Below are 25,445 nucleotides of genomic sequence, written 5' to 3' on the forward strand. Positions count from 1 at the left end.
GTCGGCGAATCTCGAAAGTATCGCGCCGGTCAATCCTTGTTCACATGACGGCGATTTCGAGCGCACCACACCGAACGTGGGCAAAATACCTGCAAAATTCGCCTCGTGGGGGTGGATTCCCGATGGTCGGCCGACCGGCGTGCGACTTTCCGCGGCCCTAAACTGGCTCCCCATGGCCGAATCCGCGGCACCCGCTCCGATGAGCCTGACGCATTGGGGCGCCTTCCGCGCCGATGTGCGGGCCGGCGACATCGCCGCGGTGACCCCACCTCCGGGTGATGCGGACCCCTCCCCGCTGCTGGGCAATCTGCCGGGCTCGATCCGGCACCGGTCCCGGATCGCCGCACCCGCGGTCCGGCGCGGCTGGCTCGAACGCGGGCCGGGTCCCAGCAACGACAGGGGCGCCGACGAATTCGTCGCGGTCTCCTGGGATGAGCTGACCGAACTCCTCGCCGACGAACTGCGCCGCGTGGTCGACACCCACGGCAACGAGGCGATCTACGGCGGTTCCTACGGCTGGGCCAGCGCCGGCCGCTTCCACCATGCTCAGAGCCAGGTGCACCGCTTCCTCAAACTGCTCGGCGGATACACCTTTTCGCGCCACTCCTACAGCCTGGGCGCGACCGGGGTGATCATGCCGCGGGTGGTCGGCACGCATGACGACCTGTTCAAGCGCTCGACGAACTGGGAGGTCATCGTCGACCACACCGATCTGCTGGTGTGCTTCGGCGGTCTGGCACTGAAGAACACCGGCACCAATCACGGTGGCACCACGGCGCATCCAGCGCGCGGCGCGCTGCGGCGGTTCCGAGAGCGCGGCGGCCGGATCGTGTCCTTCTCCCCGCAACGCGAGGACGTCGACGGTCAATACCGTTGGTTCGCGCCGGTTCCCGGCACCGACGTCGCCATCATGCTGGCATTGGCACATGTCCTGGCCACCGAGGGGCTCGCCGATCGCGGGTTCCTGGACCGCTACTGCGTGGGATACGACCGCTTCGAGCGGTACCTTCTCGGCGCCGACGACGGGGTGGCGAAGTCGCCGCAGTGGGCCGCGCAGATCTGCGGGCTGCCCGCGGCCGACCTCGTCGAGCTGGCCCGCTCGATGGCCGAGGGCCGCACGATCGTCACCGTCAGCTGGTCGCTGCAGCGGATCCGCCACGGTGAGCAGGCCCCGTGGATGGGACTCACCCTGGCGGCGATGCTGGGCCAGATCGGTCTTCCCGGAGGAGGTTTCGGGCACGGCTACGGTTCGATGAACGAACCGGGGCTGGCACCGCTGCGCTGCGGATTGCCGCGGCTGCCGCAGGGCGTCAATCCGGTTCGCACGTTCATCCCCGTCGCTGCGGTCAGCGACATGCTCCTGCACCCGGGAGAACCGTTCGACTACAACGGTTTACGACTGACCTATCCCGATATCCGCTGCGTGTATTGGGCGGGCGGCAATCCGTTTCACCACCACCAGAACATCCCCCGGCTACGGCGGGCACTGGCCCGGGTCGACACCGTGGTGGTGCACGATCCGTACTGGACGGCGATGGCGAAGCACGCCGACATCGTGGTGCCGTCCACCACCGCGTTCGAGCGCGACGACTACTCCGGATCACGCAACGACCCGGTGCTGACAGCGATGCCGCGGCTGGTCGAGCCGTATGCCGACAGCCGCGACGATTACACGACTTTTGCGGCGCTGGCCGAACGGCTGGGTTTCGGGACGGCCTTCACCGAGGGCCGGTCGGCATGGCAGTGGCTGGCCCACCTGTACCAGACATGGTCGGCGGAGCTGGATTTCGACGTGCCGACGTTCGAGGAGTTCTGGCGGCACGGCAACCTGCGGTTACCCACCGAACCCGGATTGACACTGCTGGCCGACTTCCGCGCCGACCCGCACGTCCACTGGCTCGGCACCCCGAGCGGAAAGATCGAGATCTTCTCCGAGGCGATCGCCGGATTCGGCTACGACGACTGCGGCGGTCACCCCGCCTGGTATCCGCCCACCGAGTGGCTCGGCGGTCCGCGGGCGGTCACCTATCCGCTGCACCTGATCGCCAACCAGCCCGCGTCGCGGCTGCACGGCCAACTCGACGGCGGTGCCGTCAGTCAGGCCGCGAAAGTGGCTGGGCGTGAGGCGATCCGCATGCATCCCGACGACGCCGCAGCACGCGGCCTCTCCGCCGGCGATGTGGTGCGGGTGTTCAACGACCGCGGCGCCTGCCTGGCCGGCGTCGTCATCGACGACGGCCTGCGTCCGCGCGTGGTGCAGTTACCGACGGGCGCATGGTTCGACCCGGCCGATCCCGCCGATCCCGACACGATGTGCGTGCACGGCAACCCGAATGTGCTGACCGACGACGTCGGCACGTCGTCACTGGCCCACGGCTGCACCGGCGCCCACGTCCTGGTGCAGGTCGAGCAGTTCCACGGCCCGGTGCCACCGGTACGGGCCCACGAGCCGCCGGTGGTGCGTCCGCGGACCTAGCGCGCGGCCTGCGGCCTGCGCCGGGCTCCGCGGTTGCGCGACGGCTGCTCGCCGCCGTGCGCACGGGCCTGCTCACCGTGCCGCTGCGCCGGCTTGGGCGAACGACGGCCACGCGATGACCGGCCCCCGTTGGCTTGGCGCGGCTGCTCGACGGGCGCCGGGGCCGGCGCGCGGTACGGAGCCACCTCACCGACGAGTGCGGCGACCTCGGCGGAGTCGGCGGCCACCTGCTGAGGGGCCACCGTGATCCCGGCGCGGCGCAGCAGTGTCGAGGTGTCCCTGCGCTGATCGGGCAGGACGACTGTCACCACGTCGCCGCTGCTGCCCGCACGCGCGGTCCGGCCGGACCGGTGTAGGTACGCCTTGTGCTCGACCGGCGGGTCGACGTGCACGACCAGCTCGACCTCGTCCACGTGCACACCGCGCGCGGCGATGTCGGTGGCCACGAGCACGCTGGCGTCACCGTTGGAGAACGCCGCGAGGTTGCGCTCACGGGCGTTCTGCGACAGGTTGCCGTGCAGATCGACCGACGGCACGCCGGCCTCGGTCAGCTGACGGGCCAGTTTGCGCGCCTGATGCTTGGTGCGCATGAACAGGATCCGGCGTCCGGTGCCCGATGCGAGGGTGTGGACCAGTTTGGTCTTCTCCTGGGCCCCCGCCACGTGGAACACGTGGTGCGTCATCGCCGGCGAGGGGGCGTCGACCTCGTCGACCGAGTGGGTCACCGGGTTGCTCAGGAAGCGGCGCACCAGCTTGTCGACCCCGTTGTCCAGCGTCGCGGAGAACAGCAGGCGCTGTCCGCCCGCGGGCGTGGCGGACAGGATGCGGGTGACGCCGGGCAGGAATCCGAGATCGGCCATGTGGTCGGCCTCGTCGAGCACGGTGATCTCCACCGCATCGAGGCTGATCAACTTCTGGCGCATCAGGTCTTCGAGTCGGCCCGGGCAGGCCACGACGATGTCGACACCGGCGCGCAGCGCTGCGGCCTGCGGATTCTGCGAGACACCGCCGAAGATGGTGGCGACCCGCAGATCGTAGGCGGCGGCGAGCGGTTCGAGCACCGCGGTGATCTGGCTGGCCAGTTCGCGGGTGGGCGCGAGCACCAGCCCGGACGGACGCGAGGCCCGCCGCTTGGAGTCGGCCAGCCGGCTCACCAGCGGCAGCGAGAACGCCAGCGTCTTACCGCTGCCGGTCTTGCCGCGGCCCAGCACATCGCGACCGGAGAGGCTGTCGGGCAGGGTTGCGGCCTGGATCGGGAAAGGGCTTGCGATACCGCGGTTTTCGAGCACTCGGCGCAGCGGTCCGCGAACGCCGAGGTCTGCAAACGTGGTTTCGGTTGTCATTCAATGCCTTTCAGGCAGTGTGAGTGGCCCGCGCGCGCAGGGCGGCGCTGAAAGTGAAGGCACACTGGTGGCGAGATTGCCGGGTGGCAAAATCGATCGCCGCGAGAAGAGCTTGAGCCGGACGCGGGTAAGCGTTCCACGACGAGCCGTCGTCATCGTCGATGCGACGGCGTTCTCGAACAGTCTAGCGCATGGGTCGCCGGTTCCTCGGACAAGCCCTCGTCAGCCGAAGGTGGCGAACTCCCGCAGGCCCGCGGCCAGTGCGACCGGCACCCGCGCCTTGATCCTCGTCCCGTCGGCGCTGTGCTCCGTTGCGTCGATGCGGCCCTCGGCGTGCACGCGCGCGACCAGATCGCCCCGGTCGTAGGGAATCGTGACGTCCACGGTGGCGTCGGTCGGCTCGATCAGCTCGGCCATCCGGGTGCGCAACCGCTCCAGACCCTCACCGGTGTGTGCGGAGACGAACACCGCGTCGGGCAGCGCACCTCGCAGATGCGCCAGTGCCAGACCGTCGGCCGCGTCGATTTTGTTGACCACCAACAACTCTGCGGTGGGCCGCCGGTCGTGGTCGGCGATCACATCGTTGACCACCTGACGCACCGCGCTGATCTGCGCCAGCGGATTGGCATCCGATCCGTCGACGACGTGCACCAGCAGATCGGCGTCGATGACTTCCTCCAGCGTCGAGCGGAACGCCTCGACCAACTGGGTGGGCAGGTGCCGGACGAATCCGACGGTGTCGGTCAGCACAAATGGTCGACCGTCATCGAATTCCCCACGGCGCGTAGTGGGTTCGAGTGTGGCGAACAGCGCGTTCTCGACCAGCACCCCCGCGCCGGTGAGCGCGTTGAGCAGGCTGGACTTGCCGGCGTTGGTGTAGCCGACGATGGCGACCGAGGGCAGTTCGCTGCGTCGACGGCCGCTGCGCTGGGTGTCGCGGATCTTCTTCATATCGCGAATCTCGCGGCGCAGCTTGGACATCCGTTCGCGGATGCGGCGACGGTCCGTTTCGATCTTCGTCTCGCCGGGACCACGGGTGCCCACACCGCCGCCGGCGCCACCGGCACGACCGCCGGCCTGCCGGGACATCGACTCACCCCAGCCGCGCAGCCGCGGCAGCATGTACTCCATCTGCGCCAGCGACACCTGCGCCTTGCCTTCGCGGCTGGTCGCGTGCTGGGCGAAGATGTCGAGAATCAACGCTGTGCGATCGATCACCTTGACCTTGACGATCTTCTCCAGCGCGGTCAGCTGCGCGGGGCTGAGCTCGCCGTCACAGATGACGGTGTCCGCGCCGGTGGCCAGCACGATCTCACGCAGCTCGGCGGCCTTTCCGGAGCCGATGTAGGTCGATGCGTCGGGTTTGTCACGGCGCTGCACGACACCTTCGAGCACCTCGGAGCCCGCGGTCTCGGCCAGCGCGGCGAGCTCGGCCATGCTGGCATCGGCGTCGGCCGCGGTGCCGTCGGTCCAGACGCCGACGAGGACCACCCGTTCGAGGCGCAGCTGGCGGTATTCGACCTCGGAGACGTCCGTGAGTTCGGTGGACAATCCCGCGACGCGGCGCAGTGCAGTGCGATCCTCGAGCGCGAGCTCACCGGCGCTGGGGGTGTTCTGGGAGAAGAAATCGGGTTCTGTCATACGTGCAGACAGGATGGCATGAGATGTAGGTGACATACACCTGGATTAACGCTGATGGGCACGCCACCATTCCTCGGCCAGCGTGCCGGTGGCGACCAATTCCGAGGGTCCACGCAAGTAGCTGGTGGTCTCGGCGACGGTGACGTGCACCACACCGCCGGGCACCCGGACGTCGAGCACACCGGTAGCCGCGCCGTCGTACTGCAGGGCCGCCGCGGCGGCCGCCACGGTCCCGGTCCCGCAAGAGCGGGTCTCCCCCACCCCGCGCTCGTGCACCCGCATGGTCACCACACCGTCGCGGGGCGCGGTCAACACCTCCACGTTGACGCCCTCGGGGAACTGCTGTCCGTCGAACTCCACGGGCGCGGCGACGTCGAGGGCGGCCAACTCGGCGTCGGTCAGCGCGGCGTCCACGCACGCCAGATGCGGATTGCCGACGTCGACCCCGAGGCCGGTGAACCGGCGCCCGCCGACCACGGCCCACCCGGTGCCGAGCCGATTGATCTTGCCCATCTCGACCGTCACGTCCGCGTGCGACGGGTCCTGTGCCGGATCGAACCCGTGCAGCACCACCGGCCGCGGCCCGGCCGGCGAGCCGACGACGAACTCGTCCCGCGATTCGAACCCGGCGGCGCGCAGATAATGCGCGAACACCCGCACCCCGTTGCCGCACATCTGGGCGATCGACCCGTCGGCGTTTCGGTAGTCCATGTACCAGTCGTCGCTGCCGACGCCCTCGGGTAACCGGTCGAACACCCCGGCGGCCTGCGCGGCGCCCGCGGTGGTGACCCGCAGGACGCCGTCCGCGCCGATCCCCCGCCGCCGGTCGCACAGCGCCGCGATCACCGCGGGCGTCAGCGTCAGCTCCGCCCCGACATCCGGGAGCAGCACGAAGTCGTTCTGCGTGCCGTGCCCCTTGGCGAACTCCACGGCCTCAGGATATCCGTCCATCCCCGGGTCGCTACGCTCCTGCCCGCCGCTGCTGCCACACCCGCAGGGCGTCCTCGACGGAGACGCAGGCGCCGTCGAGCCAGTGCACCCGGTGGTCGCGGCGGAACCAGGATCGCTGGCGGCGCACGTAGCGCCGGGTCCCCACGAACGTCGGTTCCCGCGCGGCCGATCCGTCCCCGCCCGCATCGAGATCTGCCAACACCTGCGCGTAACCCAGCGCCCGCGCCGCCGTCACCCCCTCGCGCAGACCCTCTGCGAGCAACCCCGTCACCTCGGCGACCAGGCCGTCGGCGAACATCGAGTCGGTACGGCGGGCCAGCCGCTCGTCGAGTCGTTCGGTCGGCCAGTCCAGCCCGACGATCGCGGTGTCCCAACGCGCAGGCCCGATCCGCGGCGCCGACGCGGCGAACGGCTGCCCGGTGAGCTCGACGACCTCCAGCGCCCGCACGATCCGCCGGCCGTCGGTGGGCAGGATCGAGGCGGCGGCGGCAGCGTCCACCGCGGCGAGCTCACGGTGCAGCGCCGCGACCCCGACCTCGGCGAGGCGGCGTTCGAAGCGGTCGCGGACCGCGGGATCGGTCGCGGGAAATGACCAGCCGTCCAGCAGCGCCTGGATGTACATCATCGATCCGCCGACGATGACCGGAACGGCGCCGCGGGCGGCGATGGCCTCGACGTCGGCGGCCGCGGCGGCCTGGTAACGGGCCACCGACGCGGTCTCGGTGACGGCGAGGACGTCGAGCTGGTGATGCGGGATGCCGCGGCGCTCGGCGACGGGCAGCTTGGCGGTGCCGATGTCCATGCCGCGGTAGAGCTGCATCGCATCGGCGTTGACGATCTCCACGCCGAGCTCTCCGCCGAGCCGTTCGGCGACGTCCAGGGCCAGCGCGGATTTCCCGGTTCCGGTCGGCCCGATGATCGCGAGCGGCCGCACTCAGCCGACCCCCCGGATCCGCCAGAGGCCGGCGAAATACCCGACGCCGTACGGCGCGCCCCGGTAGAGCTCCTCGGCGACCGGGGCCGCGCCGTCGCAGAGTCCCGCCAGGATCTGGTAGGCCACGCGGCCGGTCACCGAGGCCGGCAGCCGGGTCAGCGCGGCGGCGTCCCCGGCGGCCAGGGCGTCGTCGAGGGCAGCCTGGACGGGGATCGAGTCGGGGTCGTAGCCGCCGGGCGCGGGCTGGGTCAGGGTGTGGCAGCCGTCGGCGACGATCAGCACGCCGACGGGGTCGGCTGCCTCGTCGATCAGGCCGCGAAGTTCCCGGCCCCGCGCCACCGCGGCATCGGCGTCGTGGTCGGCGGTGAACGTGCGCACCTCGACGGCGGCATGGGGCGCCCAGCGTCCGCGCACCCAGCCGGCGATCAGGGCGCACAGCGGCAGCTCGCCGACGTCCGCGCCGGTCCCGGCGTCCAGTGCCACCCGGACGTCGGCGCCGTAACCGGCGAAGGTGCCCACCCGCGGCGGTGCGAGCACCGCATCCTGCGGTCCCACGCCGACCGCCACCCACCGGTCCGGCAGCGCCGCGGCGGCGGCCGCGACGGCGGCATGTAGGTCGGTCAGTTCTTTCGCGGCGCCACCGGCGAGTTCGGGCACCATGACGGGCGCGGACGGCACCAGGGCGATCGCGGACAGCACGCCAACAACGTAAGCCACGGGCGCGACGCGCCGCCGCTAGCGATCGGCGGTCGAACCCACGGCCTCGCCGCGGGCCAGGGCGGCGGTCGCGGCGACCATTGCGGCGGCCGCGACCACCAGGGTGATCCAGCCGGCCTCACCGGGCCGCATGGTCTCGCCGAGCACGACAACACCCAACACCGACGCGACCACCGGTTCGGCGACGGTCATGGTCGGCAGGGATGCGGTCAGCGCGCCCGCCCGGAACGCCGCCTGCTGGTAGGCCGTACCCGCCACCGTCACGAGGCCGAGGACGTACAGCTCCGGGGTGGTCAGCACCGCCCAGAGCCCGTCGTCGAGCCGTTCGACGACGCCTTTCGTCAGCACCGCGAACACACCCCACAGTGATCCGGAGATCAGGGCGAGCAGCACCGCGCCGGTGGTGCCCGACCAGATCCGCGCGCCGATCGCGCACAGGAGCAGAGCGGGTCCCAGGACCGCGCCCACCACGAGCCAGGTCTCGAGTCCACCGCGCGCCTGGCCCTCGGTGGGGTTGCCGACCGTGACGATCACCGCGACCGATCCGGCCAGCAGCACCGCCCACAGCCACTCCCAGCGCGTCACTCTGCGATGGGTCAGCCGGGCGTTGATCGGCAGTGCGAACAGCAGCGAGGTGACCAGCAGGGCCTGGACCATGAGCACGGATCCGAGCCCCAGCGCGGCGGCCTGCAACCCGAATCCCGCGACCGCGCATATCCCGCCGAGCCACCATCGCGGATCGCGCATCAGCTGCCACAGCAGGGCCAGGTGGCCGGGCGGCTCGTCGGTGACCGCATGTGCCGACCGCTGCTGGATGACGTCGCCGATCGCGATGAAGAACGCCGCGCCCAAAGCGAGCAGGACGGCGATGTCCGCGCGGGCCATGGCGTCTCCGTCGGGTCGGCAGCGAATGGTCGTCAGAGGTGACGAGGGACTGAGCGTGCCCAGTAACCCGGCCGTCGCGCAAACCGGAGGGGTCAAGTGTGCGCGCACCCCACCGTGACCTGTTTGAATAGCGGGCGAAGCGACATCGCTTCTGATCGGATACCAGGCAGAAGGGCGCCGCGTTGCGCGGCAGTTGCGCGAAAGCGCGCGGAAGGTGCGAGGACGGATATGACGACCAGTGAGCCAGGCGGCACGTCGGAGGTCGGCGAGGTGACCGCGACGGACGGCGGTGCCGCGCCCGCGCCAAGTCCCCGCCCGACGCCGGGTCCCCGCCCGACGCCGCGACCCGGCCCGGCCAGGCCCGTTCCCCGTCCGGGCCGCCCCGCGGCGGTGGTGACCGCATCCCCGGCCAACGATCCGCGCCGCTTCGGCCGCGTGGAGGACGACGGCACGGTGTGGCTGGTGACCGCATCCGGCGAACGGGTGATCGGTTCGTGGCAGGCCGGTGAGCCGGAGGCCGCGTTCGACCACTTCGGGCGCCGCTTCGACGATCTGCAGACCGAGGTGGTGCTGCTGGAGACCCGGTTGGCGTCGCACACCGGCGACGCCCGCAAGATCAAGGCGGCGGCCGCCACGCTGGCCGAGAGCCTGCCCGAGGCGCACGTGCTCGGGGACGTCGATGCGCTGGCCACGCGGCTGAAGGCGATCGTCGAACACGCCGACGAGGAGGCGCAGGCCGAACGCGCCCGCCGCGACGAGCACCGCGCCGCGCAGGTTGCGCGCAAGGAAGCCCTGGCCGCGGAGGCCGAGGAGCTGGCGGCCAACTCGACGCAGTGGAAGAGCGCCGGCGACCGGCTGCGCGAGATCCTCGACGAGTGGCGCACGATCACCGGCCTGGACCGCAAGACCGACGATGCGCTGTGGAAGCGGTATTCGGCGGCGCGAGAGACATTCAACCGCAGGCGCGGCTCCCACTTCGCCGAACTGGACCGCGGTCGCGCGGGTGCCCGGCAGGCCAAGGAGGCGCTCTGCGAACGCGCCGAGAAGCTGTCCGGCTCCACCGAGTGGGGGCCTACCAGCGGCGCGTTCCGTGACCTGCTCGCGGAATGGAAGGCGGCCGGACGCGCGTCCAAGGACGTCGACGATGCGCTGTGGCAGCGTTTCAAGGCCGCGCAGGACACGTTCTTCGCCGCCCGCAACGCCGCCACTGCCGAACGCGACGCGGAGTTCCGCGCCAACCTCGCCGCCAAAGAGGCGCTGCTGGCGCAGGCCGAGCAGCTCGACACGGCCAATCTGGATGCGGCGCGCGCCGCGCTGCGCACGATCGGCGACAAATGGGACGCCATCGGCAAGGTGCCCCGCGAACGCAGCGCCGACCTCGAGCGCCGGCTGCGGGTCGTCGAACAGCGGATTCGGGACGCGGCGACGACCAGCCGCGTCGACCCGGAGGCCCAGGCGCGTGCCGATCAGTTCCGCGTGCGGGCCGAGCAGTACGAGCGGCAGGCCGAGAAGGCCGAGGCGGCGGGTAAGACCAAGGACGCCGAGAAGGCCAGGGCGAACGCCGAGCAGTGGCGGCAGTGGGCCGACGCCGCGGTCGAGGCGCTGGGCAAGCGGCGTTAGGGGCTGACAGTCAACTGACGATGCACGTCGCGATCTGCGTCGAGCGGGTCGCCGCGAGCGGCAACTGACCGATCGGCTACTGGCCGGCCGGATCACCGCCGTCGGGATCGTCGAAGCGGTCGAGCAGGCCGCGACGTTCGTCGTCCGCGGCCCGCCGGCGACGTTCTTCCTCGGCGGCCAGATGCACGGCGGTTCTGGTCCACACCACCCGCGCCCAGTGGAACGTCAGCACCATGACCGCCAGCCAGCCCAGGACCAGGCCGATCCCGGGACCGGGATAGGGCTCGGGGGCAGTCTGGCGTGACCACACGGCGAGCATCCCGATGACGCTGGCAACCGCGGAGCCGGCCAAGGCAATCCAGGCCAACGCCCACCGCCTCGTCAGCAATGCCAGCATCGAGAACCCGACCGAGAACACGACCGTCAGGATCGTGAACACCCGGGAGGGCAGCGAAATCCCCTCGCGCCCCGCGGCTTCCGATGAAACGAGCACGTCGAAACCCTTGGCGGCGCCGGTGTGTGGCAACACGAACGACAGCAGCACCACGAAAACCAGGATCGCGACCACGAGTGCCCGGGCGCCGGGGTCGAACTCGCGGGCCACGCGGCGTTCGGCGGCTTCGAGTTCCCTTCTGAAGTCGTCGAATTCGCCTGGATTGCGTTGGCTCACCGTGCACACCCCGACACGGGCGCGGGCGGGGGCGCCCCGATACGGGGCATCCCCAGACCGGTCCCGGTGCGCGGACGCAGGCCCGCGGCGTGGGCGTCGCCGGCGCGGGTCCGGCGGTGCGACAGCAGCGCGGCGTCGGCGATCAGGTGGTGCGGCGCGGCGCCGGTGACGGTGGTGGTCACCACGTCGCCGGGGCGGATGTCGGTGTCGGCACCCGGGGCGAAGTGCACGAGACGCCCGTCGCGGGCGCGTCCGGACATCCGGGCGGTCGCTGCGTCCTTGCGGCCCTCCCCCGTGGCGACGAGTAGTTCGACCGTACGGCCCACCTGCGCGAGGTTCTCGTCGAGCGAAATCTTCTCCTGGAGGTCGATGAGTCGCTGATAACGTTCGCTGACAACGGCTTTCGGCAGTTGACCGGGCATGTCGGCGGCCGGGGTACCGGGCCGCTTCGAGTACTGGAAGGTGAAGGCACTGGCGAACCGGGAGGCGGCGACGACGTCGAGGGTGTCCTGGAAGTCCTCCTCCGTCTCACCGGGGAAGCCGACGATCAGGTCGGTGGTGATCGCGGCGTCCGGAATCGCCGCGCGCACCCGTTCGATGATCCCGAGGTACTTCTCGGCGCGGTAGGACCGGCGCATCGCACGCAGGATGCGGTCGGAGCCGGACTGCAGGGGCATGTGCAGCGCCGGACAGACATTCGGCGTCTGTGCCATCGCCTCGATGACGTCGTCGGTGAATTCCGCCGGATGCGGTGAGGTGAATCGCACCCGCTCCAGCCCGTCGATCCGCCCGCAGGCGCGCAGCAGTTCGGCGAATGCGCCGCGATTTCGTGGCAACTGAGGGTCGGCGAACGACACCCCGTAGGCGTTGACGTTCTGGCCGAGCAGCGTGACCTCGAGCACACCCTGGTCCACCAGGGTCTGCACCTCGGCGAGTACGTCACCCGGCCGCCGGTCGACCTCTCTACCGCGCAGCGCAGGCACGATGCAGAACGTGCAGGTGTTGTTGCAGCCCACCGACACCGACACCCAGCCGGCATAGGCCGATTCGCGGGCGGCGGGCAGGGTGGACGGGAACTCCTGCAGCGATTCGGCGATCTCGACCTGGGCGACGCGGTTGTGGCGCGCACGTTCGAGCAGCGTCGGCAGCGCGCCGATGTTGTGGGTGCCGAAGACGACGTCGACCCACGGCGCGCGCTGCAGCACCGTCTCGCGGTCCTTCTGCGCCAGACAGCCGCCGACGGCGATCTGCAGACTCGGGTCCGATTGTTTTCGCGGCGCGAGGTGCGACAGGTTGCCGTAGAGCTTGTTGTCGGCGTTCTCCCGAACCGCGCAGGTGTTGAAGACCACCACATCCGCCTCGGCGCCCTCGGCCGCACGCCGGTAGCCGGCGGCCTCCAACAGGCCCGCCAGCCGTTCGGAGTCGTGCACGTTCATCTGGCAGCCGTAGGTGCGGACCTGGAAGGTGCGCTCGGTCCGCGGCGGGGCTGCCACCACGTCCTGTGTCACCGTCGAAGTCACGGGCCCATGGTACGGGGATGCCGGATTGACGAGTACCGGGCACAGGGGACCGACGCTGGGTAAGGTCAGCTGCCATGATCGAACCGTCGCCGACAGCGCCGATGATTTCGATGCAGAAGGTCAACAAGCATTTCGGCAGCCTGCACGTGCTCAAGGACATCGATCTGACGGTGCACCGCGGACAGGTCGTCGTGGTCCTGGGACCGTCTGGATCGGGTAAGTCGACGTTGTGCCGCACCATCAACCGGCTCGAGACGATCGATTCGGGAACCATCGCCGTGGACGGTGTGGAGTTGCCCGCCGAAGGCCGCAAACTCGCCGAGTTACGCTCCGACGTCGGCATGGTGTTCCAGTCGTTCAACCTGTTCGCGCACAAGTCGATCCTCGACAACGTGACGTTGGCACCGATGAAGGTGCGCGGCCTGTCCAGGGACCAGGCGCGGGAGGCGGCGATGACGCTGCTCGAGCGGGTGGGTGTCGCCAACCAGGCCGACAAGTACCCGGCCCAGCTCTCGGGCGGTCAGCAGCAGCGCGTCGCGATCGCGCGGTCCCTGGCGATGAACCCGAAGGTGATGCTGTTCGACGAGCCGACCAGCGCCCTGGACCCTGAGATGATCAACGAGGTCCTCGCGGTGATGGCGTCGCTGGCCGGTGACGGGATGACCATGCTCGTCGTCACCCATGAGATGGGCTTCGCCCGCCGGGCCTCGGACCGCGTGGTCTTCATGTCGGACGGGGCGATCGTCGAGGACTCCGAACCCGCCCAGTTCTTCGACAGTCCTCGGACCGACCGCGCCAAGGAATTCCTCGGCAAAATCCTGCACCACTGAAGCGAAAGGAACGCTGTGCCCTTCTTCTCGATGCCATCCCGTCCGAGACGAGTCGTCGGTGCCCTCGCACTGGCCGCCGCCCTCCCGTTCAGCATCGTCGCCTGCGGTGGCGGTGGAGGCGGTGACGAGAACACGATCGTCATCGGCACCAAGTTCGACCAGCCCGGCCTGGGCCTGAAGAACCCCGACGGCACGATGAGCGGTTTCGACGTCGACGTCGCCACCTATGTCGCCGGGGAGCTCGGCTACACCCCGGAGCAGATCGAGTGGAAGGAATCGCCGTCCGGGCAGCGCGAGACGCTGATCCAGAACGGTCAGGTCGACTACATCGTCGCCACCTACTCGATCACCGATTCCCGCAAGGAGAAGGTCGACTTCGCGGGTCCGTATCTGATCACCGGGCAGAGCCTGCTGGTGCGTGAGGACAACACCGACATCACCGGCGCCGCGTCGCTGCAGAACAACAAGCGGCTGTGCTCGGTGTCGGGTTCCACGCCGGCGCAGAAGATCAAGGACGAGTATCCCGGCGTGCAGCTGCAGCAGTACGACACCTACTCGGCGTGCATCGAGGCGCTCAAGAACGGCGCCATCGATGCGGTCACCACCGACGAGGTGATCCTGGCCGGCTACGCCGCGCAGACCCCCGGTGCGTTCAAGGTCGTCGGCGGCACCTTCTCCGAGGAGCGCTACGGCATCGGCCTGAAGAAGGACGACGCCGAGCTGCGCACCAAGATCAACGACGCCATCGAGAAGATGGAGTCCAGCGGTGCGTGGAAGGAAGCGTTCGACAAGAATCTGGGCCCGGCGGGCATCACCGCGCCGACACCGCCTGCCGTCGACCGCTACTGACCTCTAGGACTGCGCCCCGGCCGTGGAGATATTCACCGAGTACCGCCCGCAGATCTTCGAGGCGTTCTGGACCACCATCCAGTTGACGGTCTTCTCCGCGCTCGGGGCGCTCGTCCTGGGCACCGTGCTGGCCGCGATGCGGCTGTCGCCGGTGCCGGTGCTGAACTGGGTGGGCACCACCTACGTCAACGTGGTCCGGAACACCCCGCTCACCCTGATCATCCTGTTCTGCTCGTTCGGGCTGTCCCAGACGTTGGGGATCACACTGGTCGACCCGCAGTCCACGACGTCGATCGAGGACAGCAATTTCCGACTCGCCGTGGTCGGGCTGACGGTGTACACCGCGTCATTCGTATGCGAGACGGTGCGCTCGGGGGTGAACACCGTGCCGCTGGGGCAGGCCGAGGCGGCGCGGTCGCTCGGCCTGACGTTCAGCCAGAATCTGCGCCTGATCCTGCTGCCGCAGGCGTTTCGCGCGGTGGTGATCCCGCTCGGTTCGGTGCTCATCGCGCTGACGAAGAACACCACGATCGCCTCGGCGATCGGCGTCGCGGAGGCAGCGTTGCTGATGAAGGAGATGATCGAGAACACCGCGGCCCTGATGGTGGTGGGTTCGATCTTCGCGGCGGGGTTCGTGTTCCTCACGCTGCCGTTGGGGCTGGTGTTCGGGTGGGTCGGTAAGCGTCTGGCGGTGGCGCGGTAATGAGTGGGTCAGTTCTCTTCGACGCGCCCGGGCCCCGCGCCCGGACCCGCAACATGATCATCTCCGTCATCGCGTTGGTGCTGCTGGCGGCCGCGGTGTGGGTGGTCTACTCCCGCCTCGAGGCCAAGGGGCAGTTGACCGCCGCGAAGTGGGAACCGTTCCTGACGTCGAACCTGTGGACGACGTACGTGCTGCCCGGTATCCAGGGCACGCTGACGGCCGCGGCCGTGTCGATCGTGCTGGCGTTGGTGTTGGGGTTCGTCCTCGGGGTGGGACGGATGTCGGTCATCACGCCGATCCGCTGGGTCTGCGCGGTGATCGTGGAGTTCTTCCGCGCCGTGCCCGTGCTGATCATGATGATCTTCGCGTACTTCCTGTACGCGTTCTACGACGTCTTCCCGTCCAAGCATCTGGCGCTGGCCGGCGTGATCACCGGCCTGACGCTCTACAACGGCGCGGTCATCGCCGAGATCGTGCGCGCCGGGGTGGCGGCGCTGCCGCGGGGACAATCCGAGGCCGCGTCGGCGTTGGGGCTGCGATGGGGCCAGACCATGCGGTCGATCCTGCTGCCGCAGGCGGTCACGTCGATGCTGCCGGTGCTGATCTCCCAGGTCGTCGTGGTGCTCAAGGACACCGCGATCGGCTACCAGATCACGTTCGTCGAGATGGTTCGCCAGGGCACCGTCGTCGGGTCCTCCTACGGCAACTACATTCCGGCCCTGATGGTGATCGCCGTGTTGATGATCACCGTCAACTTCGGCCTGTCGGCACTGGCCGTGCGCTTGGAACGCCGGATGCGGCGGTCGCGGCGCGGACCGGCGCCGTTGGAGACCGACGCCGTGGAACAGGAAGGCGCTCCGGGCGCGAAGGCTGTCTGACGCCTCAGACCCGCCGCCGCTCCCGTTCGCCGGCCAGCTCCACGGTGACCACGTCGGCGGCCATCGTCTGTCCGTAGCCGCGGCGCGCGAGCATGCCCACCAGACGGCGCATCACCTTGGCCTGCTGTGCCGGATCGTCGTCGAGGGTCTCGCGGCGCAGCCGGGCACGCACCAGCTGTTCGGCCCGGCGGCGTTCCGCACCGGCGTCGATGTCAGCCAGCGCCTCGGTGATCAGCTCGGCGTCGACGCCCTTGCGGCGTAGCTCGGCGGCCAACGCGCGCTTGCCTTTTCCGGCATGGGTGTGCCGGGAGCGCACCCACTGCTCGGCGAAGTCCCCGTCGTCGATCAGCCCGACGTCGGTGAGCCGGTCGAGGACCCGCTCGGTGACCTCGTCGGGATAGCCACGCTGGGTGAGTTTTCCGGCCAGCTCCGATCGGGTGCGGGCCCGCGCGGTGAGCAGGCGCAGACAGTACGCCCGCGCCTGCTCCTCGCGACCGGGTTCAGCCGGTTCGGAAAGCTCAGAAGTCAACGGGGGCGGGCAGGACTTCATCGTCGGTCACCACGGCGCCGATGTTGAGCTTCTCCTTGATTTTCTTCTCGATCTCGTTGGCCACATCGCCGTTCTCCAGCAAGAACTTCCGGGCGTTCTCCTTACCCTGACCCAGCTGCTCGCCCTCATAGGTGAACCAGGATCCGGATTTGCGGATGAAGCCGTGCTCCACGCCCATGTCGATCAGCGAGCCCTCCTTGCTGATGCCCTTGCCGTAGAGGATGTCGAACTCGGCCTGCTTGAACGGCGGCGAGACCTTGTTCTTGACGATCTTGACGCGCGTGCGGTTGCCCACCGCATCGGTGCCGTCCTTGAGCGTCTCGATACGGCGGACGTCCATGCGGACCGAGGCGTAGAACTTCAGCGCCTTACCGCCCGTGGTGGTCTCCGGGCTGCCGAACATGACGCCGATCTTTTCGCGGAGCTGGTTGATGAAGATCGCGGTGGTGCCCGAGTTGCTGAGCGCACCGGTGATCTTGCGCAGCGCCTGGCTCATCAGCCGGGCCTGCAGACCGACGTGGCTGTCGCCCATCTCCCCCTCGATCTCGGCGCGCGGCACCAGGGCCGCCACCGAGTCGATGACCAGGATGTCCAGCGCACCGGAGCGGATCAGCATGTCGGCGATCTCGAGCGCCTGCTCACCGGTGTCGGGCTGGGACACCAGCAGCGAGTCGGTGTCCACACCGAGCTTCTGCGCGTAATCCGGATCGAGCGCGTGCTCGGCGTCGATGAACGCCGCGATACCGCCGGCGGCCTGGGCGTTGGCCACCGCGTGTAGCGCCACGGTGGTCTTACCCGAGGACTCCGGGCCGTAGATCTCGATGACGCGGCCGCGGGGCAGGCCGCCGATCCCCAGCGCGACGTCGAGTGCGATCGACCCGGTGGGGATGACCGAGATCGGCGCGCGGACCTCGTCGCCGAGTCGCATCACCGACCCCTTGCCGTGACTCTTCTCGATCTGCGCGAGAGCGAGTTCGAGAGCCTTTTCGCGATCAGGTGCCTGCGGCATGATTTGTGCCTCTTTCGGTAGTCGTGTCCGGTTGATCGGTGTCGATCAGTTGGCCGTGACGCTAGGCGAGGCCACCGACAAGTCGGGCTGACCGGCATCTGAGCCGTCGAACACCCACCACAGTAGACGAACACGTGTTCGACTCAAGTGGACACGCCGGGCGCGGCGCGATCGATCAGACCGACCGGCTCACCACTGGTCGCGCGGGACGTCGAAATCGGCGCACAGCGCGCGCCACACGTCGCGCGGCTCGACGCCGTCCTCGATGGCCTGCGCACCCGTCCGGCCGCCCAGCGCGGTCAGCACATGGTCCACCAGCAGGGACTGCGCTCGCACCGGTCCGAACTGACCCTCGACGAGTTCGCGGAATTCCGTCAACCGCACGCAGACCAAACTACGCGAGGGCGTCCTGGCACACCTGTACCGGATCGCTGACCTGGGCCGCCCCGGCACCGGCCCGCCGCGCCGCCTCGCGGTGGCGCGGCGCACCCAGCACCCGGCCTGCGGCGTCGGCCAGCGCCTCGGCGGTCAGCGGTCGCACCAGAAGCCCACTGCCCTGTCGCACAACACGATTGGCGATCTCCCATTGGTCGCCACCGCCGGGCACCACCACCATCGGCACACCGGCCAGCAGCGTCTTGGCCACCATCCCGTGACCGCCTCCGCAGATCGCCAGATCGGCGTGGGTCAGCAGTTCGTCCTGTCTGCCGAGGCCCACCGTCGCCCACGGCGGCAGCGGCCCGTCCGGCCCGGAGAGCCGCGACACCACCACCCGGGCACCCGCGGGCAGGGTCCGCCCGGGGATCAGCGCCTCCAGCGCCACCTCGGCCATTCCACGCTCCCCGATCTCGGCCGTCGACGGCGCCACCAGCACCACCGGACCATCCCCGGGAGGTACGGGCAGCACCGTCGAGGTCGGTTCGAAGTGCAGCGGACCCACTACGACCGCCTCGGCGGGCCAGTCCGGCCGGGGCACCTCCAGTGCGGGCAGGGTGGCGATGAGCCGCCGGAGCGGCCCAGGATCCTCGACGGGCAGCCCGATACCGGCCCGGGCCTGCGCCCGCTGCCGGAGTCCGTCGCGCCACGACCGCGCCGTCAGTGCCCGCATCACCGTGTCGCGCAACCGGCCCCGCAGGCCCACCCCGGGCGCCAGACCGCTGCCGATCGGCGGCAGCCCCTTCGACGGCCGGTAAAGCGGATGCGGATTGAGCTCCACCCACGGCGTACCGAGCAGTTCGGCCGCCAGCCCGCCGCAGGCGGTGATCACGTCGGACACCACCAGGTCGAGGTCCAGTTCCCGGAGCCGGGGCGCGTTGAGGACCGCCATCCGCGCGGCCCGGCGGTGGATCTTGGCGCCGGCGTCGGTGTCGTCGTCGTCCTCGGTGGGGTCGAGACCCGCCAGTTCCTCGGCGGCGACGCCCGCGGCTCGTGCGGTCTCGAGCCATTCGACACCGGTCAGCAGCGTCGGCTCGTGTCCGGCGGCGCGGAATCTGAGGCACAGCGCGATCGCCGGAAAGGCATGTCCGGGGTCGGGACCGGCTACGACGGCGACGCGCACCGGCCCACCCTGTCACAGCGGCGAAGCCGGCGGGCACACGGAGGCGAGGGACTACCCTGACCGACATGACCGACGCGAGCACCGGTACCACCCCCGCCACGAACAGCGCCACCGACAGCGCCGGAACCGCGCGCATCGTCGAGACGTTCCTGTACGCCATGCAGGACGAGGACTTCGAGACCACCGATTCGCTGATGGCCGATCACATCGCCTGGCACAACGTCGGTTTCCCGATCATCCGCGGGCGCGAGCGCATCACCGGGCTGTTCCGCCGCGGGCAGGGCAAGTTCGCCTTCGAGGTGAAGATCCACAGCATCGCCGCCGACGGCACCACTGTGCTCACCGAACGCACCGACGCGCTGGTGTTCGGACCACTGCGCGTGCAGTTCTGGGTGTGCGGGGTGTTCGAGGTGCACGCCGGGCGAATCACGCTGTGGCGGGACTACTTCGACACGGTCGACTTCCTCAAGGGCACCGTGCGCGGTCTGCTCGGGGCGGCGATTCCGTCGCTGCGTCCGACGCTGTAGGCCGTCGATGGGCAGCAGAGGCAATCCGGCACCGGGCCCGCGGCCGAGACCGCTGCAGTACATCGCCTACTGCTACGGCAGGCGGCTGCCGGATTCGATGCGGATGTGGGTGGCCGAGGACCTCGCCGGTGAGGGCGCAGCCCGTCGGATGATCCTGCGGATGTTCGTCCCGGCGGCACTGGTGATGGCGCCGTTCTGGCTCATCCCGACCACGCTCGACGTCCACCTCAGCATGACGCTGCCGATCCTGATCCCGTTCGTGTACTTCTCGCACGCACTGAACAAGGTGTGGCGCCGTCACATGCTCGCCAAACACGGGCTGGACACCGCACTGATCGACGCGATCTCCCGCCGCAAGAACGCCCACAAACACCAGGCCTACATCGAGCGGTACGGCCCGCGGTCGGGACCGCCGAGCTCGCACGACATCTAGTCAGGCTGTCCGGTACTGGCGCGGCGTGGTCGCTCCCAGTTCGTCGAACGCCTGCGCCCAGCCCTGCAACCGGTCAGTCGCGTCGACCAGCTCGTCGCGGTAGCGCCGGCCGTACATCGGCGAGCTCGACATCGGACCGCTGTTGACCGCGGACACCAATTGCGCTGCGGCGGTGACCATCTCGTTGTACTGGCGGACGCCCTGGTCCATCTGGGCGGTGAACGAGGCGACGGTCGGCTGCAGATGCGCGCGGGCCTGCGGGGACGACGACATCGCCCGTTCCATCGACACCACCTCGGCCGCGGTGGCCGCCATGGTCGCCGCGCTCTGCTGGGCGGCGACAGTCAGTTCGCGCAATTCGCCGGCAGGCAGCATCCGGCCCCGCTCCAACACCCCGAGCAGCGAGAACAGCCCGCGTTCGGCGGAGACCAGCGCGGCCATCGGCGGCCGCGCCGCGGAGTTCCACGGGGGCAGCCGCCGCGAGGCGCGGGTGCGGGCCGGCGGCAGCGGTTCGGCGCGCAGCCAGCGGTAGCGCAGCAGTAGCAGGGTGGCCGGGAACATCGCGCCCGCGGCGATCGCGCCGGTGATGATGAACACCCAGAACGGTGTGCTCCACGACGCGAGCACGGCGGTCACGACGAGCCAGAACAGTGTCGTCACGGTGAAGAACAGCCCGAAGCGCAGCGCCCAGCGCCGCTTGCGCAGCAGCTTGGCGCGCGGATCCGCGGCGGCGTGCAGACGTTCGGCCACCACGTCGGAGAGCTCGGCGGCACTGTCGACGCCGCGCTGCATCATCGAGCGCCACGCCGTCGGGGTCTGCCTGGTCTGCACCTTCACTGCTTCACCTCGCGAATGTCATTGCGACAACGGGTTTTCGGGGGTCGCCTGGGTCGGATTGGCGGCCGGGGTCGCCGGGCTGGCGGTGGCGCCGCCCGACGGCAGCGCCTCACCGCGCATCGACGCGCGGATCTGTTCGAGCCGCGAGTGGCCCGCCATCTGCACGCTGGCCTGCTGCACCTCCATCATCCGGCCCTGCACGGAGTTCTGGGCGAGCTCTGCTTCACCCATGGCGGTGGCGTACCGGCGCTCGATCTTGTCGCGGACCTCGTCGAGGCTGGGCGTGTTGCCGGGGGCGGCCAGCTCGCTCATCCCGCGCAGCGAGGCGCTGACCTGTTCCTGCATCTTGGCCTGCTCGAGCTGGGACAGCAGCTTGGTGCGCTCGGCGATCTTCTGCTGCAGCATCATCGCGTTCTGCTCGACGGCCTTCTTGGCCTGGCCGGCGGCCTGCAGCGCCTGATCGTGCAGCCCCTTGAGGTCTTCCACGCTCTGTTCGGCGGTGACCAGCTGGGCGGCGAACGCCTCGGCGGCGTTGTTGTACTCGGTGGCCTTCGCGGCGTCGCCGTTGGCCACGGCCTGATCGGCCAGCGTGAGCGCTTGGCGGACGTTGACCTGCAGCTTCTCGATGTCGGCCAGCTGACGGTTGAGCCGCATCTCCAGCTGGCGCTGGTTACCGATCACCTGCGCGGCCTGCTGGGTCAGCGCCTGGTGCTGACGCTGGGCCTCCTCGATGGCCTGCTGGATCTGCACCTTCGGGTCGGCGTATTCGTCGACCTTGGAGCTGAACAGCGCCATCAGGTACTTCCACGCCTTGGTGAACGGGTTGGCCATCGCTTAGCTCCGCCTTCGTGTGTCTCGTCGACTGCGTCCAACAGGTAACTATTGCCAACTTATCGGTTCCGCACACACGACCACACCCCCGCGGCCGATCTGCGTACGCCTCAGGCGACCGCCATCCGGACGCTCTGCGGAATGACGACCTTGGTGGTGACGTCGATGTTGGGTCCGGCCGCGGCATGCGCCGGGACGGCTGCCCGTTCCTGACCGGCCAACTCGTCACCGGCGTCGGTCAGCACCTGGGACAGCGGGACCTCGAGCGCGCCGCAGATGGCGCCCAGGAGTTCACTCGACGCCTCCTTGCGACCGCGCTCCACCTCGGACAGATAACCGAGGCTGACGCGGGCCGAATCGGAGACCTCGCGCAGCGTCCGCCCCTGAGCGATGCGGGCACGGCGCAGCACGTCGCCGATCACCTCGCGCAGCAATGCCGTCATCGTGCCCTCCTTGTTGGCTGGGTTGCTATCTGCACAACGCCACGGACGCGACAGCGGTTCCCGATCGGGGCCGACGAATTGGATCGTCAGCGCGCACCCGGGCGGGTCCGGGAGTCCCGGACCGCGGAGATCACGTAATCGGCGCCGGTCAGCACGGTGAGCAGGACGGCCACGGCCATGATCACCCAGGCGACGGCGACCCACGGTCCCGGCCACACCCACAGCGGCAGCACGAAGAGCCCGATCGCGACGGCCTGCACCAGCGTCTTGACCTTGCCGCCCCGGCTGGCGGGGATCACGCCGTGACGCAGCACGGCGAAGCGCAGGACTGTGACGCCGAGCTCACGCACCAGGATCACCGCGGTCACCCACCAGGGCAGGTCACCGAGCAGCGAGAGGCCGATCAGCGCCGAACCGATCAGCGCCTTGTCGGCGATCGGATCGGCCAGCTTGCCGAACTCGGTCACCATCCCGTAGCTGCGGGCCAGCGCACCGTCGAAGCGGTCGGTGATCACCGCCACCGCGAAGACGATGAATGCGACGGTGCGCCAATATGTTTCATGGCCATCACCGACGAACAGCGCCGCCAGGAAGACGGGTACCAACAGGAAGCGCACACCGGTGAGCGCGTTGGCGAGATTCGCCACTCGGGCGCGCGGCACCACCGGATCAGTAGGAGACGGGCCCGACACCGCCACAGAATATCCGTTGCCCAGCCCGATACCCTCGCAGCGTGAGCGCAGCGCAGTCATCGCCGGCCGATGGGGTCACGGTGCGCCGCGCCCGGACGTCGGACGTCCCGGCGATCAAGGCACTCGTCGACATCTACGCCGGCCGTATCCTGCTGGAGAAGAACCTCGTCACGCTCTACGAGTCGGTGCAGGAGTTCTGGGTCGCCGAATACGACGGTGAGTTGATCGGCTGCGGGGCCCTGCACGTGCTCTGGGCCGATCTCGGTGAGGTCCGCACCGTCGCGGTGCACCCGAAGGTCAAGGGCCGTGGCGTGGGGCACCTGGTGGTCGACCGACTGCTCGACGTCGCCCGTGAACTGCGGCTGCAGCGCATCTTCGTGCTGACGTTCGAGACCGAGTTCTTCGCCCGCCACGGCTTCGCCGAGATCGACGGCACCCCCGTCACCGCCGAGGTGTACGAGGAGATGTGCCGGTCCTACGACACCGGTGTCGCCGAATTCCTCGACCTGTCCTACGTCAAGCCGAACATCCTCGGCAACACCCGGATGCTGCTCACCCTCTGAGGCCGCTCACCAGCGGAAGAGCACCAGCTCCACGCTGATTCCGGGGCCCAGCCCGATCATCAGACCGGGCGATCCCGGCGGCGGGCCTGCGTCGACGGTGGTCTGCAGGATGTGCAGCACCGAGGCCGAACTCATGTTGCCGACTTCGGCGAGGGAACGACGGCTCAGGTCGACCGCGCCGTCGGGCAGCCCGAGGCTGCGCTGGACGGCGTCGATCACCCTCGGGCCGCCGGGATGGCACACCCACGCCGTGACGTCCTCCACGGTCAGCTCGTGTTCGGCGAGGAACGCGGTGACGGTTGGGCTGAGGTGCCGCTCGACGACGTCGGCTAGTTCGGCGGTCAGCACGATCCGGAAGCCATCGCCGCCCAACCGCCACCCGAGGGTGTCGGCGCTGTCGGGGTAGACCTCGCTGCGCGTCGCGACGATCTCGAGCCCGTCTGCGCTGGTGCCGGTTCGGGCGCCCGTCGCCACCACGGCCGCCGCGCCGTCGCCGAACAGCCCGGTCACTACCAGATCCGCCGTCGTGAGGTCGGTCGTCGGCCAACTCAGGGAGCAGAGTTCGACGGCCACCAGCGCGGCGTGATGATCGGGCCAGGCCAGCAGGTAGTCGTGCAGGCGGGCGAGTCCGGCCGCGCCGGCCACGCAGCCCAGCCCGAAGATCGGCAGCCGCTTGATGTCCGGCCGCAGACCGAGCCGCGGGATCAGACGCGCGTCGAGCGACGGCACCGTCACCCCGGTCACCGAGGTGACGATCAGCAGGTCCAGCTGGGCCGGCGCCAGGCCGGTCGCCGCCAACGCTCGCCGCAACGCCGAGTCCGCGAGGTCGAGCGCTGCATCGAGGTAGCGGTCGTTGGCCCGGTCGAGGGTGCGCATATCCGCGTAGTCCGCCAGCGGCAGGGCGGTGTGGCGGTGGTCGACGCCGGCCTTGGCGTGCAGTCGGTGCGCCATCGCATGCTCCTCGGTATCGAGGCCGCACAGTTCGGACACCTTCGCCGTCAGCTCGGCCTGCTCATACCGGTGCGCCGGGAACGCCGAGCGCACCCCGAGGACCCGGCTCCGCTCAGTTCTGCGCATACCCCACCACCACCAGGAGGACGACGTCGACGGCGGCGATGCCGAACGCGGCGGCGAACGGCACCCGGCCGGTGCCGACGGCGCCGACGACCGCGAGCGCGAGGGCGACGCCCAGCCCCGCCACCGCCACCGCGTGGAAGCCGGAGGCGACCAGCAGCAGGATCGACGCCGACAGCAGTAGCACCAGCGCCGTGGCGCGGACTGCTCCGGCGCCCCAGTGCGCGCCGATCCGCTGCGGCAGTCCGCGCACCCCGGTGGCACGGTCGGCGTCGAGGTCGGGCAGCACGTTGGCGAAATGGCCGCCCAACCCGACCAACGCGGCCGCCGCGGTCGCGTACCAGACCGGTATCGGACTGCCGGGCAGCGTGGACGCCGCATACGCGGGCAGCGGTCCGAATCCGAGGATGTACATCAGCCCGGAGGCGGGCGTCGACTTCAGGCCCAGGTTGTAGGCCCAGGCGGCGCCGACGATCACCGCGAGGAGCACCGCGGTGAGCACGCTGATCGTCAGGGCCATGCCCAGCGCCGCCAGCAGTGCCACTGCCGCCGCGATCCAGACCGCCCGGACGCTGACGGCGCCCGTGGCCACCGGCTTGTCACGCCGGCCCGCGGCGGCGTCGCGCGCTGCGTCGAGGGCGTCGTTGGACCAGCCGATCGAGAGCTGACCGGCCAGCATGGCCGGCCCGGTCAGCACCGGACCGATCCCGTGCGGGGCGGCTCGGGCCGCCAGAACAGTGACGAGCGCCGTGATCGCCAGCGACGGGCCGGGATGACCGGCGACGATCAGCCCACGCGTCCGGGCGAGGAGCGCCGTCGTCCATGCGTGGACCGTGATCGTCGGTCTCCCCTCGTGCCCGCCGTGCGACAGACAGAAATGGTGTATCACCGAAATGGCAATTGACATCGTA

Annotated in this window: 27 protein-coding genes; 9 read left to right on the forward strand and 18 right to left on the reverse strand. The window is 69.8% G+C overall.

Annotation, left to right across the window (positions count from 1 at the left end; all coding sequences use genetic code 11):
• Nucleotides 1-172: 172 nt before the first annotated feature.
• Nucleotides 173-2,476 (forward strand): molybdopterin-dependent oxidoreductase, encoded by a 2,304-nt coding sequence (locus A5757_RS04915; RefSeq protein WP_066829258.1) that lies wholly within the window; start codon nucleotides 173-175, stop codon nucleotides 2,474-2,476.
• Here A5757_RS04915 and A5757_RS04920 read toward each other — a convergent pair.
• The 6 genes from A5757_RS04920 to A5757_RS04945 all read right to left on the reverse strand — a co-directional run bounded on the left by A5757_RS04920 (nucleotide 2,473) and on the right by A5757_RS04945 (nucleotide 8,947).
• Nucleotides 2,473-3,819, reverse strand: coding sequence for a DEAD/DEAH box helicase (locus A5757_RS04920; protein ID WP_066829261.1), 1,347 nt, complete (start codon nucleotides 3,817-3,819; stop codon nucleotides 2,473-2,475). The genes A5757_RS04915 and A5757_RS04920 overlap by 4 nt on opposite strands.
• Nucleotides 3,820-4,041: 222 nt before the next feature.
• Nucleotides 4,042-5,460: a GTPase HflX gene (gene hflX, locus A5757_RS04925; RefSeq protein WP_066829266.1), complete on the reverse strand. Its 1,419-nt coding sequence runs from the start codon at nucleotides 5,458-5,460 to the stop codon at nucleotides 4,042-4,044.
• Nucleotides 5,461-5,505: 45 nt separating this feature from the next.
• Nucleotides 5,506-6,411 carry a diaminopimelate epimerase gene (gene dapF / locus A5757_RS04930; RefSeq protein WP_369815912.1) on the reverse strand — a complete coding sequence of 302 codons (906 nt, stop codon included), beginning with the start codon at nucleotides 6,409-6,411 and terminating at the stop codon, nucleotides 5,506-5,508.
• Between the two features lie 10 nt (nucleotides 6,412-6,421).
• Nucleotides 6,422-7,345 (reverse strand): tRNA (adenosine(37)-N6)-dimethylallyltransferase MiaA, encoded by a 924-nt coding sequence (gene miaA, locus A5757_RS04935; RefSeq protein ID WP_066829268.1) that lies wholly within the window; start codon nucleotides 7,343-7,345, stop codon nucleotides 6,422-6,424.
• Entirely contained in the window at nucleotides 7,346-8,044 is a 699-nt protein-coding gene (locus A5757_RS04940; protein WP_066829271.1) for a hypothetical protein, read from the reverse strand.
• 36 nt (nucleotides 8,045-8,080) lie between these two features.
• Nucleotides 8,081-8,947: a DMT family transporter gene (locus A5757_RS04945; protein ID WP_066829274.1), complete on the reverse strand. Its 867-nt coding sequence runs from the start codon at nucleotides 8,945-8,947 to the stop codon at nucleotides 8,081-8,083.
• A 228-nt stretch (nucleotides 8,948-9,175) separates the two neighbouring features.
• Here A5757_RS04945 and A5757_RS04950 point away from each other — a divergent pair, with 228 nt between their 5' ends.
• A complete protein-coding gene (locus A5757_RS04950; RefSeq protein ID WP_066829277.1) occupies nucleotides 9,176-10,567 on the forward strand; it encodes a DUF349 domain-containing protein in 1,392 nt (463 codons plus the stop codon).
• Nucleotides 10,568-10,643: 76 nt separating this feature from the next.
• On the opposite strand, the gene A5757_RS04955 is transcribed toward A5757_RS04950, so the two are convergent.
• Both A5757_RS04955 and miaB read right to left on the reverse strand, forming a co-directional pair.
• On the reverse strand, nucleotides 10,644-11,237 hold the full coding sequence (locus A5757_RS04955; RefSeq protein ID WP_369815913.1) for a hypothetical protein: 594 nt from the start codon (nucleotides 11,235-11,237) through the stop codon (nucleotides 10,644-10,646).
• A complete protein-coding gene (gene miaB / locus A5757_RS04960; RefSeq protein WP_066829283.1) occupies nucleotides 11,234-12,757 on the reverse strand; it encodes a tRNA (N6-isopentenyl adenosine(37)-C2)-methylthiotransferase MiaB in 1,524 nt (507 codons plus the stop codon). Before miaB ends, A5757_RS04955 begins: the two co-directional genes overlap by 4 nt.
• 101 nt (nucleotides 12,758-12,858) lie before the next feature.
• On the opposite strand from miaB, the gene A5757_RS04965 reads away from it, so the two are divergent.
• The 4 genes from A5757_RS04965 to A5757_RS04980 are packed head-to-tail and all read left to right on the forward strand — an operon-like array spanning nucleotide 12,859 to nucleotide 16,017.
• Nucleotides 12,859-13,587: an amino acid ABC transporter ATP-binding protein gene (locus tag A5757_RS04965; protein ID WP_066829375.1), complete on the forward strand. Its 729-nt coding sequence runs from the start codon at nucleotides 12,859-12,861 to the stop codon at nucleotides 13,585-13,587.
• 30 nt (nucleotides 13,588-13,617) lie between these two features.
• The gene (locus tag A5757_RS04970) at nucleotides 13,618-14,436 is read left to right on the forward strand and encodes a glutamate ABC transporter substrate-binding protein (RefSeq protein WP_066829377.1); all 819 of its coding nucleotides are present in this window, start codon (nucleotides 13,618-13,620) and stop codon (nucleotides 14,434-14,436) included.
• A gap of 22 nt (nucleotides 14,437-14,458) precedes the next feature.
• Entirely contained in the window at nucleotides 14,459-15,139 is a 681-nt protein-coding gene (locus A5757_RS04975; RefSeq protein ID WP_066829286.1) for an amino acid ABC transporter permease, read from the forward strand.
• Nucleotides 15,139-16,017: an amino acid ABC transporter permease gene (locus A5757_RS04980; protein ID WP_066829289.1), complete on the forward strand. Its 879-nt coding sequence runs from the start codon at nucleotides 15,139-15,141 to the stop codon at nucleotides 16,015-16,017. Before A5757_RS04975 ends, A5757_RS04980 begins: the two co-directional genes overlap by 1 nt.
• A gap of 4 nt (nucleotides 16,018-16,021) precedes the next feature.
• Here the strand turns inward: A5757_RS04980 and recX are convergent, their stop codons facing one another.
• The 4 genes from recX to A5757_RS05000 form a co-directional block, all read right to left on the reverse strand.
• Nucleotides 16,022-16,567 carry a recombination regulator RecX gene (recX, locus tag A5757_RS04985; protein WP_066829291.1) on the reverse strand — a complete coding sequence of 182 codons (546 nt, stop codon included), beginning with the start codon at nucleotides 16,565-16,567 and terminating at the stop codon, nucleotides 16,022-16,024.
• Nucleotides 16,536-17,576, reverse strand: a complete 1,041-nt coding sequence (recA, locus tag A5757_RS04990) for a recombinase RecA (protein WP_066829294.1) — start codon at nucleotides 17,574-17,576, stop codon at nucleotides 16,536-16,538. Before recA ends, recX begins: the two co-directional genes overlap by 32 nt.
• A 189-nt stretch (nucleotides 17,577-17,765) precedes the next feature.
• The gene (locus A5757_RS04995; RefSeq protein WP_066829380.1) at nucleotides 17,766-17,960 is read right to left on the reverse strand and encodes a DUF3046 domain-containing protein; all 195 of its coding nucleotides are present in this window, start codon (nucleotides 17,958-17,960) and stop codon (nucleotides 17,766-17,768) included.
• Nucleotides 17,961-17,970: 10 nt separating this feature from the next.
• On the reverse strand, nucleotides 17,971-19,134 hold the full coding sequence (locus A5757_RS05000; RefSeq protein WP_066829297.1) for a glycosyltransferase: 1,164 nt from the start codon (nucleotides 19,132-19,134) through the stop codon (nucleotides 17,971-17,973).
• A gap of 65 nt (nucleotides 19,135-19,199) precedes the next feature.
• Here A5757_RS05000 and A5757_RS05005 point away from each other — a divergent pair, with 65 nt between their 5' ends.
• On the forward strand, nucleotides 19,200-19,661 hold the full coding sequence (locus tag A5757_RS05005; protein WP_066829300.1) for a limonene-1,2-epoxide hydrolase family protein: 462 nt from the start codon (nucleotides 19,200-19,202) through the stop codon (nucleotides 19,659-19,661).
• Nucleotides 19,662-19,668: 7 nt separating this feature from the next.
• Nucleotides 19,669-20,094 carry a DUF5313 domain-containing protein gene (locus tag A5757_RS05010; RefSeq protein ID WP_066829303.1) on the forward strand — a complete coding sequence of 142 codons (426 nt, stop codon included), beginning with the start codon at nucleotides 19,669-19,671 and terminating at the stop codon, nucleotides 20,092-20,094.
• On the opposite strand, the gene A5757_RS05015 is transcribed toward A5757_RS05010, so the two are convergent.
• The 4 genes from A5757_RS05015 to pgsA all read right to left on the reverse strand — a co-directional run bounded on the left by A5757_RS05015 (nucleotide 20,095) and on the right by pgsA (nucleotide 22,870).
• Nucleotides 20,095-20,931 (reverse strand): hypothetical protein, encoded by an 837-nt coding sequence (locus A5757_RS05015; RefSeq protein ID WP_066829306.1) that lies wholly within the window; start codon nucleotides 20,929-20,931, stop codon nucleotides 20,095-20,097. It abuts the gene before it with no gap.
• A gap of 18 nt (nucleotides 20,932-20,949) precedes the next feature.
• Entirely contained in the window at nucleotides 20,950-21,762 is an 813-nt protein-coding gene (pspA, locus tag A5757_RS05020; RefSeq protein WP_066829309.1) for a phage shock protein PspA, read from the reverse strand.
• A gap of 110 nt (nucleotides 21,763-21,872) precedes the next feature.
• Nucleotides 21,873-22,205, reverse strand: coding sequence for a transcriptional regulator ClgR (gene clgR / locus A5757_RS05025; protein ID WP_066829312.1), 333 nt, complete (start codon nucleotides 22,203-22,205; stop codon nucleotides 21,873-21,875).
• 86 nt (nucleotides 22,206-22,291) lie between these two features.
• Nucleotides 22,292-22,870 (reverse strand): CDP-diacylglycerol--glycerol-3-phosphate 3-phosphatidyltransferase, encoded by a 579-nt coding sequence (gene pgsA, locus A5757_RS05030; RefSeq protein ID WP_231983891.1) that lies wholly within the window; start codon nucleotides 22,868-22,870, stop codon nucleotides 22,292-22,294.
• Between the two features lie 68 nt (nucleotides 22,871-22,938).
• On the opposite strand from pgsA, the gene A5757_RS05035 reads away from it, so the two are divergent.
• Nucleotides 22,939-23,460 (forward strand): amino-acid N-acetyltransferase, encoded by a 522-nt coding sequence (locus tag A5757_RS05035; RefSeq protein ID WP_197497255.1) that lies wholly within the window; start codon nucleotides 22,939-22,941, stop codon nucleotides 23,458-23,460.
• 6 nt (nucleotides 23,461-23,466) lie between these two features.
• Here A5757_RS05035 and A5757_RS05040 read toward each other — a convergent pair whose 3' ends face one another.
• Together A5757_RS05040 and A5757_RS05045 are read right to left on the reverse strand one after the other, a co-directional pair.
• On the reverse strand, nucleotides 23,467-24,537 hold the full coding sequence (locus tag A5757_RS05040) for a type III polyketide synthase (RefSeq protein ID WP_066829318.1): 1,071 nt from the start codon (nucleotides 24,535-24,537) through the stop codon (nucleotides 23,467-23,469).
• On the reverse strand, nucleotides 24,524-25,441 hold the full coding sequence (locus A5757_RS05045) for a UbiA family prenyltransferase (RefSeq protein ID WP_082929321.1): 918 nt from the start codon (nucleotides 25,439-25,441) through the stop codon (nucleotides 24,524-24,526). Before A5757_RS05045 ends, A5757_RS05040 begins: the two co-directional genes overlap by 14 nt.
• Nucleotides 25,442-25,445: the final 4 nt, after the last annotated feature.

Origin of the sequence: Mycobacterium sp. 852013-51886_SCH5428379 (assembly GCF_001665575.1) — a bacterium.
GTDB lineage: Bacteria > Actinomycetota > Actinomycetes > Mycobacteriales > Mycobacteriaceae > Mycobacterium.